The sequence below is a fragment of the Vibrio ichthyoenteri ATCC 700023 genome, from assembly GCF_000222605.1.
GTDB lineage: Bacteria > Pseudomonadota > Gammaproteobacteria > Enterobacterales > Vibrionaceae > Vibrio > Vibrio ichthyoenteri.
Map to the genome: position 1 here is coordinate 38,351 of NZ_AFWF01000107.1, position 13,182 is coordinate 51,532.

Consider the following 13,182-nt stretch of genomic DNA (forward strand, 5'->3'; position numbering starts at 1 on the left):
GCCATGAAAATATTATTGCGATTGTTTGTTGTGATGCTTGGGTTTATTGCTACTACTGCTTTTGCTCAATTTGAGTTTGGAGTCATTGATGGCAAAGACTGTCACTCCACTTCCTGCACCATTACATTTGCCAAATCTTATAAAGAAGTTCCGGTGGTATTTGTCATGGCTTCGATTAATAAGAATGATATTGCCAATACAGATCCCGCTATCGCCACGCTTGAATCGGTCTCTTTAACTCAAGCGAAGGTAAAACAGCGTAATGTTTTTACCACTCCAAATCAGATTATGGACCCGATTTATTACGTGGTTGCCGAACCTGGTATTTGGGCGCCCGATCCCAATCAACCCAATAACGTGGTGGAAGTAGGACGATTAACGACGTCTAAGTATCAACAACAAGGGAATAGGAGTGGAGAAAGTTGGGATTCACATACTTATAGCATTAGCTTAGATGGGCGTGATCCGGTCGTGCTGGCACAAGTTCAGCCTGACGCGAGTAAAACATTTTGGGTTACCGCTGCTATTCATCGACCTGATAATACTGGTTTTCGATTTGCGTTAGATTTTGGCCGTCAGGCATTGCCATCATTGCCGGAGCGGACGAGGGATGTCGGCTATTTAGTGGCACCAAGCTTTACAGGTGTGACGGCAGATAACATTGATTTTTCGTTTGTTAAATCACCCGTAACATATAGCCAAAAAAATGGTTTGGCAGGCTTAATTGAATCCTGCAGAGACACTAAGATTGATTTACCGCAGAGCTATCATGACTATGGTGTCATTGCGAAGAAGCAAACTCGTAATGGTGGTGATGGTGGATGGGTTCGAGCATGTGATCTAAGTGCTGAAAATCATTTTACCTTGACCTTGGAAGAAGATCATACCAATCGAAGCCACCCTGTTCCTGAAGAGTTGGCTTATTTTGTTTATGGTTCGCCTAAAATAGATATTTGTGAGTACTTTCCAAGTTCTTTGCAAAATAATAATTATCATCAGGGAAAACCGTTTGGGGGCACAATTAGTGCCAATGGTAACGATACGAAAATATTTTTACCGAACTTAGATCCTTTGTCTTATCAATCTATTAATTTCTCAGGAAAAAATAGTGGTTGTATCTATGATGGTACCAACACAGAAGCTTGTCTCATTGATGCGTCATTGACCTTTCCTGACTTCCCCCCAGCCCTGCAATCATTTAGCCATGGCTCGAAAAAATTCACCTGTTCAAAAGGGAACTGTACGATTACTCCGGGTAGTTATTCGGAAGTAGAGATTGACTCGAATGCAACATTAACATTTCTCAATGGCGAATATTGGATCAAGGAACTGGAGTTAGAGAATGGCGCTAGTATAGAGACGAAAGGGCAAGTGTTTATTCATTATCTAGAATTTGATGTAGATGGTAATAATGTAAATGTAAATGCGCGTGGCTATTACGAAGATTTAGTTCTTATTGGTCATGGTAATGCTTCACATCTGGCAACGAATAAAAACTCGTTAACGATGAAAGCGCTATGGTATGTGGACTCTTCAAGTGCGATTTCGATTCAAGGCAACGGCTTTGAGTTCGAAGGCTCTATTTCAGCGCAACAAATTTTGATCACCAGTAACAACCATATTATTGATGCTAAGCCACCACGTCAGTGTTACGTACCGGATGGTCGCTATGAGTTACTGGTTACCCCGCCAAGAGACAGTGGCTTAGTGTGTGGTGAAGAGAAGCCCACATTTACCATCAATACTAAAAAAGATGGTGTTCCAATGATGGAAGGCGTCACGGTTGAACTTTACTACAAACAAGTAGGTGATGCGCCGTATTTGAAAGCGAAGGTGGTTGATAATATCGGTAGTGCAATCTCAGATACGCAATTTTTAACTAATAGCGCTGGTAAATTAAAGTTAGAAATATCGACCTCTGATCCAGATAAGACGGAGTTAAGCTCTGATTACACTTTAAAAGTGCAGATGAATCAGGACCGACGTAATATCGTTTATCGAAATTTTCAGTTCTATCCATTTGAGTTCTCAATTGATGATGCCAACATCATTGCTGGGCAATCCGTGGATATTACCGCCAAGGTATATACCTGCGATAAGAATAATCAGCCACAAATTGCGACGCAGTATCAAGGTAAGCCTGAGGTCAGTTATGAGCTCGTGGTTCCAAGTGCAGCAATCGGCGGGAGCAAAGGAACATTAACATATGAACCTAAGTTTCTTAATGGAGAAGCGACATCACCATTGATTATCACTGAAAGCGGGCAATTTATAATTACCTTAGAAGATACTGAATTTGATTGCTCTGGTTTAAATCACTGTCCGGTTGGCGGCAAGGGGGTATTAGCGGGTGATTTTGAACTTAAATCTCGCCCTTATAAAATTGCGATTTGCGACGTTAAAGAGAGCGATGACAATAGCAATCTTAATCCAGCCACAACGACAGAAGATCTCGGCTTTATGGCCGCAGGTCGACCATTTTTAGCTACATTCATTCCGATTGTTCACTTTGATTCTAAAGGGGCAGCTCAAGGAGAGTGCGCTTATCCAGTGACAAGCAACTACGCACTAGATAATGGTCCTATAGAAGTTGACTATAGTCTTGCTTATCCGATATCTGGGGAAATAGGCGTTATTACCCCGTCAGTTGAACCGGCCTTTTCTCCAACGAGTCCATCGCTGACAGTCCAATATTGGTGGGATGAAGTAGGTACAATTGAATTTAAAACATCGGCAAATTATATGGACGGGAGTCTCGTCGATGATACTCAAAACATCGGCCGTTTCTACCCAAATCATTTTGCTATTAGTCAATCAGATTGGACTGCGCCAGCCAATCAAAATAGCATTACGTATTTAAGTCAGCCGTTTGAATCTACGGCTATTAAAGTTGCGGCATTGGCGTATGGTAAGAGTGACCCTGTCAAAAATTATCATTTGTTTGTCGAGAATGACCTTCAGGCAGCATTTAATGTTCAGCAGGACAGTGCGGGGGATAATGAGTTGGTGCTCGATTTGCTCGCAAGCAATTGGCAATTACATGCTGGTGGTTCTTATTGGGTCTTTAGTGATGCAGCACAGGTTAATCGCAATCAGACAGTCAATGGTTTAACCATTAGCAGCAAGGAAAATGGCCCTTTCAATATTGATACTGCCATTGAGCCATTATCGCGTGATACTGACTTTGGTTTGAGTCTTTTTGGAGAGCATGACCCCGTTTCATTCGATCAAGACACTGTTGTTGTGAGCCAAGCTTTTCTCCATCAGCCGGCATTACGTTATGGGCGTATGGTATTGGGCAGTTCAGGAGGTCAATCAGGCAGTGAACTGACGGTGCCTTTGCGAGTGGAATATTGGGATGGTGCTCAATTTGTTATTAATGATGATGACAACAATTCCAAGCTGAACTCATTGGCAGGCTATGTTTGTAAGCAGACAATTTGGAGTGAAGGAACTACATCCAATTCTGCATTAAGTGGTGCTACGACTTCAACTAGCGTGACGATGGGAGAATACGATCAACTAAAAGCAAACGCGGATACTGTTGATAGCACAGTACGTGAGCAAGTTCGTTTTTGGTTGCGTTTGGATGACACGCCAAGCACTGGGCATACTTCTCCGCAAGTAACCCGCTCTGGAGTGAGTTGTGGCGCCAGCGCAACCGCGCAACCTTGGTTGCAATACAACTGGAGTAGTGATGGCGATGAAGATCCTTCTACCGTTGCCACTTTCGGGATCTTCCGTGGTAACGATAAGATCATATTCCGCAGAGAATCGGGCTTGGTAGGCCTGTAGTGATTGTCAAAAATCTGCGTTAAGTAAGGAAACTGTTAGAAATTGCGGGTTTCACTCCATCTTTATTAGACAATGCCTTGCTGTGATGGCAAGGCATTGGTACATTTAAACCAATTTTTATCTTCTAATTCTTTCAGGACGAGCGAAGAATATGTTCAAAAAACTTCGTGGCATTTTTTCGAATGACCTTTCAATCGATTTAGGCACAGCTAACACCCTAATTTATGTTAAAGGACAAGGTATTGTTCTTGACGAACCTTCAGTCGTTGCTATTCGACAAGACCGTAACCGTGTAGGCAAAAGTGTTGCTGCGGTCGGTCACGCTGCAAAACAGATGCTAGGCCGTACACCGGGTAATATTTCAGCGATTCGTCCTATGAAAGATGGCGTAATTGCTGATTTTTATGTGACAGAAAAGATGTTGCAGCACTTTATCAAGCAAGTACACGATAACAGCGTACTAAAACCAAGCCCTCGCGTACTGGTCTGTGTGCCATGTGGTTCGACTCAAGTAGAGCGTCGTGCGATTCGTGAATCAGCGCTGGGTGCTGGTGCTCGTGAGGTTTACCTTATTGATGAGCCAATGGCAGCAGCGATTGGTGCTGGTCTACGAGTTTCTGAACCGACTGGTTCAATGGTGGTCGATATCGGTGGTGGTACCACTGAAGTTGCGGTTATCTCTCTTAACGGTGTGGTTTACTCATCTTCAGTTCGTATCGGTGGTGACCGTTTTGATGAAGCGATCATCAACTACGTACGTCGTAACTACGGCAGTTTGATTGGTGAAGCAACCGCAGAAAAAATCAAACATGAGATTGGTTCTGCTTATCCTGGTGATGAAGTAGAAGAGATCGAAGTTCGCGGTCGTAACCTTGCAGAAGGTGTACCACGTAGCTTTAGTCTAAACTCAAATGAGATTCTTGAAGCGCTGCAAGAACCGCTTACTGGTATTGTTTCTGCTGTGATGGTTGCTCTTGAGCAATGTCCACCAGAACTGGCTTCAGATATTTCTGAAAATGGTATGGTACTAACCGGTGGTGGTGCACTACTAAAAGATATCGATCGTCTTCTAACGGAAGAAACTGGTATCCCAGTGGTTATCGCAGAAGATCCACTAACGTGTGTGGCTCGTGGTGGCGGTAAAGCATTAGAAATGATCGACATGCATGGTGGCGATCTATTTAGCGAAGAATAATCACTGATGCCTGAGCAATGCTTGGGCAAAATAAGAAAGATTAAAGGAACTCAGAATCAATGAAGCCTATTTTTGGCCGAGGACCTTCACTTCAATTACGCTTATTTTTCGCCGTGATTTTATCAGCCAGCCTTATGCTGGCTGATAGTCGTTTAGGCGCTTTCGCTCAAGTACGCTATTTATTGAATAGTATCGTGGCACCGATCCAGTATATGGCGGATGTACCACGTACCATGTTTGATGGTGTCTATGAGCGCTTTAACGTTCGCCAAGGCGCAATGGAAAATAATCGTGCTTTAAAACGCGAAGTGTTGCGTCTTAAAAACGATGTATTGCTATTGGATCAATACCGAGAAGAAAACCAACGTCTGCGCAAATTGTTAGGCTCATCATTCGTTCGTGATGAACGTAAAATGGTGGCAGAAGTGATGGCCGTAGATACCTCTCCTTATCGTCACCAAGTGGTGATTGATAAAGGTTTAATTGATGGGGTTTATGTTGGTCAGCCGGTTGCCAATGAAAAAGGCATTGTTGGTCAAGTGACCTTCGTTTCTGCGCATAACAGCCGTGTGCTACTGCTGACTGACTCTAATAGCGCAATTCCAGTTCAAGTGATTCGTAATGATATCCGTGTGATTGCCTCGGGTAACAGTAAAGTCGATACCATTCATTTGGATCACATCCCAATCAGTACCGATATTCAACAAGGTGATCTTTTGGTGACCTCTGGCCTTGGTGGTGTATACCCTGAAGGTTATCCCGTTGCTTATATCGCTAACGTTGAGCGTGACAGCCATCGAGAGTTTGCTCTTATTGAGGCCGATCCCGTGGTCGATTTTGACCGTCTGCGTTATTTATTGCTTATTTGGCCAAGTGATTCTCGCCAAGAAAAAGTACAACAAGCTGACCCAAATAACATGGCAGAGGTAATCAGCAATGGCGAGTAGTATATTAAAAGGCAAGATGGTCATCATTGCCTCTTTCATTATCGCACTGACTTTACAAACGATCCCTTGGCCAGGGGTGTTAGATGTATTACGTCCTTCATGGTTATTGTTGGTCACCTGTTACTGGGTGCTGGCGTTACCACACCGTGTCAACGTGGGAACGGCGCTGATCCTTGGTTTACTTTGGGATCTCTTGCTCGGTTCTACGCTCGGTATCCGAGGCATGATGATGGCTATTTTGATCTATCTTGTGGCCCTGAATTTCTTGGTTATCCGTAACATGGCTCTGTGGCAACAAGCGATTGTGATTGGCTTGTTGTCAGTGGCGCTGGAAGTGATGATCTTTTTTGGCGAGTATTTGATTCAAGATATCGCTTTTAATCCAATGTCACTGTGGGCAGGCTTAATCAACTGTATTCTATGGCCATGGATGTTTTTATTGATGCGTCGTGTTCGACGTCGTTGGCATGTGAGATAAATATGAGTCAGTTAGTTTTGGCGTCAGGATCACCACGTCGTAAAGAGTTGCTTACGCAATTGGGTTACCCGTTTTCAGTGATTTGTACTGATGTTGAAGAAGTACGCCAAGCCAATGAAAGTGCACAGCAGTATGTTTCTCGATTGTCTCTCGATAAAGCGATGGCTGGAGTCGATATTACCCCGGCAGATTCCGTCGTAATTGGGTCAGATACGATTGTGGTGTGCGATCAGAGTGTGCTAGAGAAGCCCACTGATTTTGCCCATGCCAAACAAATGTTATTACAGTTATCGGGACGAGCGCATCAGGTGATGACCGCTGTCACGGTGGCAACGAAACAACAGCAAGAGACGGTCGTGGTGACGACTGATGTATGGTTTAAACCTTTGTCCGAACTAGAAATTGAACAATATTGGCAAAGTGGTGAACCGTGCGATAAAGCGGGCAGTTATGCAATCCAAGGATTGGGAGGACGATTTGTTACTCGAATCGAAGGCAGTTACCACGCTGTAGTTGGTTTGCCACTGTTTGAAACGGACCAGCTCTTGCACAAATTTTTATAATTTACATTGAGGTGCGCTCATGAGTGCAGAGTTGTTGATCAACGTAACCCCAAGCGAGACTCGCGTCGCGATGATCGAAGGGGGCGTGTTACAAGAAGTTCATGTTGAACGAGAAGCGAAGCGCGGCATTGTAGGCAATATCTACAAAGGCAAAGTGAGTCGAGTTTTACCCGGCATGCAAGCGGCGTTTGTCGATATCGGTTTAGATAAAGCGGCATTTTTGCACGCTTCAGATATCGTTCCGCACACCGAGTGTGTGGCTGAAAATGAAAAGAAACAATTCCAAGTTCGCGATATTTCTGAGTTAGTACGACAAGGCCAAGATATTGTGGTCCAAGTGGTGAAAGATCCATTGGGAACCAAAGGCGCTCGTCTGACGACTGATATTACCCTACCTTCTCGTTATTTAGTCTTTATGCCAGGGGCAAGCCATGTTGGCGTGTCGCAACGTATTGAAAGTGAAAAAGAGCGTGATCGCCTTAAGAAGGTGGTGGCTCATTATTGTGATGAAGATGGTGGCTTTATCATTCGTACGGCCGCGGAAGGTGCGGACGAGAAAGAGCTAGGCCAAGATGCGGCGTTTCTAAAACGTTTGTGGTCAAAGGTGAAAGAGCGTCGTAGCAAATATAAAACGCGTTCAACCTTATACGGTGAGCTTGGGCTTTCACAACGCATTCTGCGTGACTTTGTTGGCACGGACTTGACCAAAATTTTAGTCGACTCTCGACTTGAATTTGAAAACTTGAAAGAGTTTACATCTGAGTACGTACCAGAACTGACAGAGAAGTTAGAGCTGTACGAAGGTGATAAGCCTATTTTTGATATGTACGACACTGAGAATGAAATTCAGCGTTCGCTCGATCGTAAAGTAGAGCTTAAATCGGGCGGTTATTTGATCATTGATCAAACCGAAGCGATGACGACAATTGACATCAACACTGGTGCATTTGTTGGCCGTCGCAACCTTGAAGAAACCATCTTTAATACCAACGTAGAAGCAACTCAAGCTATCGCACGTCAACTACGTTTACGTAATTTGGGCGGCATTATCATTATCGATTTTATTGATATGTTGTCGGAAGAACACCGTAAGCGAGTTGTGGTTTCTTTAGAAAGTGCTCTGAGTAAAGACCGAGTCAAAACCAATATTAATGGTTTTACGAATTTAGGTTTGGTCGAAATGACGCGCAAAAGAACCCGCGAAAGTATTGAACATGTATTGTGTTCGACTTGTCCAACGTGTGAAGGTCGCGGTAGCGTGAAAACGGTTGAGTCGGTCTGTTATGAAATTCTGCGTGAAATCACGCGAGTGAACCGTGCTTATGATGCCGACAAGTTTGTGGTATATGCCTCTCCATTTGTGGCTGAAACTTTACGTGGTGAAGAGTCACATGCGTTGGCTGAACTCGAAGTCTTTATTGGTAAACAAGTGAAAATTCAAGCTGAACCGCTCTATATTCAAGAGCAATTTGACGTCGTTATGATGTAGCGGGAAGACAGTGAGCAAAACCGTAAACCGTATAACACGAACGTTACTCTGGGTGTGTGTGACTGTATTGGCGACTTTAGCCATTGCGGTCACTGCACTGCGCATTACTTTACCGCAATTAAATCATTTCCAAACTCAGATCCAAACTTGGGTGAACCAAGGCAGTGGATTGGATTTTGAAATCGGTGAAATCAGCGGATTTTGGCGTAATACCCATCCCTCCATTTCGCTAGCAAATGTTCGAGCTAAGACTCCCGCAGGCAGCGGTATCGATTTTTCTGCGCAGACCGTTGAAGTTGAGTTTGATTTATTTCAATCGCTTATTCAGTTGGAGCCCGTGGTAGCTGATTTAAATGTTCACGATCTTAATCTAGATGTTCGGGCGATTCAGTGGGACAAAAGTGAAAAAAATCCGCAACTGACGCCAAAAGCAGAACAGAAAAATGTTATGGGTCAGTTGGATAAATTACTGCTCAGACAACTAGATGAATTCTCACTGAAAAATTCGGCTGTACAGTTTATGTCGGTCAATGGTGAAGAGCGTCAGCTAGACATTGAAAATCTAAAATGGCAGAACAGTGGACGTCATCATGCGCTCGCAGGTGAAGTGACCATTGCTGGAACACAATTAAATTCTCTGGATGTGAAGGGTAACTTCATCGATCACGGCTCTTTGAGTGATGTGACCGGAGAGTTTTATCTGTCGGCAGAAAATGTCCTCATTACGCCTTGGCTGACGGGATATTTACAACACGAAACCGGAATTGAAAAAGGTCAGGTTAGTTTAAATAGTTGGATAACCCTTAATCGTAGTAAACCGGTTAATGCGTATGTCGAAGTGCTTCCTTCTGAACTAGTGTGGCAAGAAGGTGGGCGTCACGAGTTAATGTTTGAGTCTGGTATTCTCCAGCTCGAACCTAGTGATAAAGGTTGGCAAGTAAATGCTCACTCACTAAAGCTACGTACAGACGATCAACCATGGCCTGAATTGGATGTGGCTTTTAACTGGCAACCTGATAAATGGCGTTTAAATGTCTCTCAGTTGGACATGTCAGCCGTCGTCCCATTGGTGAAATTAGCTCCTGATTCGGATGCTTTAACGCAAACCTTGCAGCAACTGCAGCTTGGTGGTCAAGTTGAAGATATTCGTGTCGCGATGGGGGCAACGCTGGAGTCATTGACGTATTCAGCCAAGCTAACTCAAGGTTCGATGCAGCAATGGCAACTCGTGCCAGGTATGAACCACCTCGAAGCGAAGGTGAGTGGTAACTATCATCAGGCTGACGCAAAAGTCACTATTATCGATGATATCCTGCCATATGATGAAGTTTTTCAAGCACCATTAAAGGTCAAGCAAGCGGAAATTGATATTGTTTGGCAAAACCTTGGTGCTGAAGGTTGGCGTTTGTGGGCAGATAAAGTAACGGCTGCTACGCCGGACTTGCAAGTACTCGGCGCGTTTAGACTTGATTTTCCTACAGGCAAAAGCCCATTTCTATCGTTGTATGCAGAAGCCGATGTGTTTAATGCCGGTGAAGCATGGCGATACCTGCCTGTTCCCGCTCTTGGGGCGGAGCTTACGGATTACCTTTCTACGGCGATTCAAGGCGGAAAAGCCAATACGGCGAAGATATTGTGGTATGGCGAATTAGCCCAATTTCCGTATCAAAAAAATGATGGCATGTTCCAAGTCTGGGTTGAGGTAGAACAAGGTAAATACAGTTTCGATACCGGTTGGCCAGCGGTGACTGAGTTACAACTTGATTTACTGTTTCAAAATGAGGCGATGCATTTAGATTCGAAAAGCGCCAAATTAATGGGAGTGAATGCCACGCGTATAACCGGGCGCATCCCTGATTTGGCGGAAGACGGTCATATTGAAATTGAAGCTGTCGCCAATGGTCAAGGCAATGCCGTGCGTGACTATATGATGGCATCACCTTTGGTCGATTCTGTGGGCGCAGCGCTGACGACAATTCAGGTTGATGGGCAAGTGAATTCTGAATTTAAGCTGATCGTCCCTTTTTCTGATTTTGATACTCGCGCGTGGGGTTACGCCGAGCTTAAAAATAATCACGTCACCATTGATACGCCACCAATGCAGTTAGAGGCGGTATCAGGTCGAATTGAATTTGATAACGACATTGTTAAAGCGGCGGGCTTATCCGCCAATTTGTTAACTCAGCCAGTCTCTATCGATTTTAATGGCGAGAACGAAGGTAATGGCTATCGGGTTGGCATTGATGTGTTAGGTGATTGGGATACGAAACCGCTGGCACCTTACGTTGGAGCACAATGGTTGGAACCGGTAACTGGGCACCTTCCATGGCAAACCAAGGTTGATATTCAGCTTAATGACGTTGGTTTTACCTACCAAGTTGATGCCAGTGCTGATCTACAAATGTTAGCGAGTACTTACCCTTACCCGCTTAGCCGACAGATTGGTCAGCAAGGCAAAGCGCATTTGCAGGCCTCCGGTAATCAAGAGTCGATTACGGCGCGATTACAGTTGCCCGATTTTAAGTACCAAACAGAAATTGATATTCGACCACAGACCCCAGTGTTGACGGCGACTAATATGGTGTTAGGTAAAGGCAGCTTCAAAATTAGCCCAATGACTGGTCATCACTTACAAGTTCGGGCGAGAAAGTTTGATCTTGACGCTTGGATTTCATCGTTGAGCCAACCGACACCGAAACATCGCTCAGTATTGGCGCAATTGAATACGCCGATTATTCCAAATCCTCAGCGCGTTGATATGAATGTTGATGAGCTAACGTTGGCCGCTGTTGATTGGAACGATGTCGACTTTAATGCCAAGCGCAACAATCTCGGTTGGCATATGACCCTTTCTAGCCAAGAAGCGAAAGGGGAAGCGAATTACATTGAACCATATGATTTGTCGGTGAAACTTGAGCGTTTACACGTGTTTGTTCCTATGCTTGAAGATGAGACCTTTAAAGGTAAGCGTTTGTTTGAAGCGGAAGACCAATCTTCACCGTTGATTTCTGAGTTTGATCGTCGCTTCCACCAACAGGTGCCGAACATCACTATCGCGATTGATGACTTGTGGGTTCAGGGTTACAAGTTGGGGACTGCTCATCTTGATCTTCAACGTCAAGGCAATCGCTTAGAGTGGAAAAAACTGTCATTGGAAAGTGGTAGCAGTAAAGTGGCAATGACCGGTTCATGGTTGTTGGATGGAGAGCAAAGCCATACTCAATTTGATATCTCTGTCTCTGGTGATAATAACAGCGAAGTCATGGAGCGTTTTGGGATTTCATCTGGGATTCAAAAAGCGCCGTACGATATTTCCGCTAAGTTGGAGTGGGATGGTGCGCCATGGTCAATGAAAGTTAACTCTTTGTCTGGCGATGTAAAATCTAAATTGGGTAAAGGGATCATTTCTGATGTGAGTGGTGCTGCCAAATTATTAGGCTTGTTTAGCTTAGATTCGATCATCCGTAAGATGCAGCTCGATTTTAGTGATGTGTTTGATGACGGCATGGCATTTAATTCAATCACTGGCAGTGGCGATATTAAAAACGGCATCTTCCTGACCAATAATATTAAGATGGATGCGATTGCGGGTGAGATGACCATTAAAGGTCTGGCCAACTTAAACAATCGCACTGTGGATGCAGAAGTTAATTTTGTGCCTGATATTACATCGGGAATTCCAGTGCTGACGGCCTTTGCTGTTACACCACAAACCGCGCTCTATGTACTGGCAATCACCACAGTGATCGCACCGGTGGTTGAGGTGTTTACTCAAGTTGACTACGAAGTGAAAGGGCCATTGGATGCGCCTGTGGTTAACGAACTTTCTCGTAGTCGCGGTGAATTTAAACTGCCGAAAAAGCTACGTGACGCGGTGGAATAAAGAGGAGAACTCATGGATCGAGTTGGACTAATACAAATGACCTCAGGGCCAGATCCACAAACGAATCTGGCCTACATTGAGCAACAAGTGGCTGCACTTGCAGAGCAAGGGGCAACTTGGGTGGTCACGCCTGAGAATGCGTTGGTTTTTGGCTCGCGTAGTGATTACCATCATCATGCTGAACCATTCGGCCATGGTGTGATGCAGTCTCAAATTGCTCAAATGGCTCGTCGTTACCGTGTTTGGATTGTGATTGGCAGTTTGCCCATTCAACGCGAGCAAGGTGTGACGACCACATTACTGGTTTTTAATAGCGATGGAGAATGTGTCAGCCATTACGATAAACTGCATATGTTTGATGTGGATGTCGCGGACAGTCATCAACGCTACCGTGAATCTGAAACGTTTACGGCAGGCAGAGAAATCGTCACCATCGAAACACCTTTTGCTCACCTCGGTCTGACGATTTGTTATGATGTGCGCTTTCCACCGCTATTTAGCGAATTGGCCAAGCGAGGCGCTAACGTTATTGTTGTGCCAGCGGCATTTACTGCTGTGACAGGTCGAACTCATTGGCAGCCGTTATTAACCGCACGAGCGATTGAAACTCAGTCTTGGATCATCGCCGTTAATCAGACCGGCTTTCATCAAGGTGGCCGCCAAACATGGGGGCATTCAATGGTGATCTCTCCATGGGGAGATCTGTTTGCGAGCTTAGATGAGCAACCAGGCAACTTATTGGTTGAGTTGGATTTACAAGCAGTACATGAGATTAGAGCGGCTATGCCTGTGATGGCACATAGTCGCTTTACTAATCAAATCAAAAATTAAG

At 44.6% G+C, this 13,182-nt stretch carries 8 protein-coding genes; all 8 read left to right on the top strand.

Translation table 11 applies throughout. The annotated features are described in order from the left end of the window. The first annotated feature begins 3 nt into the window (after nucleotides 1-3). The 8 genes from RH85_RS09225 to RH85_RS09260 all read left to right on the top strand — a co-directional run bounded on the left by RH85_RS09225 (nucleotide 4) and on the right by RH85_RS09260 (nucleotide 13,181). Complete coding sequence (locus RH85_RS09225) at nucleotides 4-3,795, top strand: DUF6701 domain-containing protein (RefSeq protein ID WP_006711953.1); 3,792 nt, start codon at nucleotides 4-6, stop codon at nucleotides 3,793-3,795. Between the two features lie 151 nt (nucleotides 3,796-3,946). Then, nucleotides 3,947-4,990, top strand: coding sequence for a rod shape-determining protein (locus tag RH85_RS09230; RefSeq protein ID WP_005593107.1), 1,044 nt, complete (start codon nucleotides 3,947-3,949; stop codon nucleotides 4,988-4,990). Nucleotides 4,991-5,049: 59 nt separating this feature from the next. After that, nucleotides 5,050-5,937: a rod shape-determining protein MreC gene (mreC, locus tag RH85_RS09235; protein WP_006711954.1), complete on the top strand. Its 888-nt coding sequence runs from the start codon at nucleotides 5,050-5,052 to the stop codon at nucleotides 5,935-5,937. Then, entirely contained in the window at nucleotides 5,927-6,415 is a 489-nt protein-coding gene (mreD, locus tag RH85_RS09240; RefSeq protein WP_006711955.1) for a rod shape-determining protein MreD, read from the top strand. The genes mreC and mreD overlap by 11 nt, the downstream gene beginning before the upstream one ends. A 2-nt stretch (nucleotides 6,416-6,417) precedes the next feature. Continuing rightward, nucleotides 6,418-6,978: a Maf family protein gene (locus RH85_RS09245; protein WP_006711956.1), complete on the top strand. Its 561-nt coding sequence runs from the start codon at nucleotides 6,418-6,420 to the stop codon at nucleotides 6,976-6,978. 19 nt (nucleotides 6,979-6,997) lie between these two features. Next, nucleotides 6,998-8,467 (top strand): ribonuclease G, encoded by a 1,470-nt coding sequence (gene rng, locus RH85_RS09250; RefSeq protein ID WP_006711957.1) that lies wholly within the window; start codon nucleotides 6,998-7,000, stop codon nucleotides 8,465-8,467. A gap of 10 nt (nucleotides 8,468-8,477) precedes the next feature. Continuing rightward, on the top strand, nucleotides 8,478-12,350 hold the full coding sequence (locus tag RH85_RS09255) for a YhdP family protein (protein WP_083824859.1): 3,873 nt from the start codon (nucleotides 8,478-8,480) through the stop codon (nucleotides 12,348-12,350). Between the two features lie 12 nt (nucleotides 12,351-12,362). Further along, nucleotides 12,363-13,181 (top strand): carbon-nitrogen hydrolase family protein, encoded by an 819-nt coding sequence (locus tag RH85_RS09260; protein ID WP_006711959.1) that lies wholly within the window; start codon nucleotides 12,363-12,365, stop codon nucleotides 13,179-13,181. Nucleotide 13,182 lies beyond the last annotated feature (1 nt).

Coding starts and splice junctions, on each gene's coding strand:
- RH85_RS09225 (WP_006711953.1), top strand. CDS start 4: ATGAAAATATTATTGCGATTGTTTGTTGTGATGCTTGGGTTTATTGCT.
- RH85_RS09230 (WP_005593107.1), top strand. CDS start 3,947: ATGTTCAAAAAACTTCGTGGCATTTTTTCGAATGACCTTTCAATCGAT.
- mreC (WP_006711954.1), top strand. CDS start 5,050: ATGAAGCCTATTTTTGGCCGAGGACCTTCACTTCAATTACGCTTATTT.
- mreD (WP_006711955.1), top strand. CDS start 5,927: ATGGCGAGTAGTATATTAAAAGGCAAGATGGTCATCATTGCCTCTTTC.
- RH85_RS09245 (WP_006711956.1), top strand. CDS start 6,418: ATGAGTCAGTTAGTTTTGGCGTCAGGATCACCACGTCGTAAAGAGTTG.
- rng (WP_006711957.1), top strand. CDS start 6,998: ATGAGTGCAGAGTTGTTGATCAACGTAACCCCAAGCGAGACTCGCGTC.
- RH85_RS09260 (WP_006711959.1), top strand. CDS start 12,363: ATGGATCGAGTTGGACTAATACAAATGACCTCAGGGCCAGATCCACAA.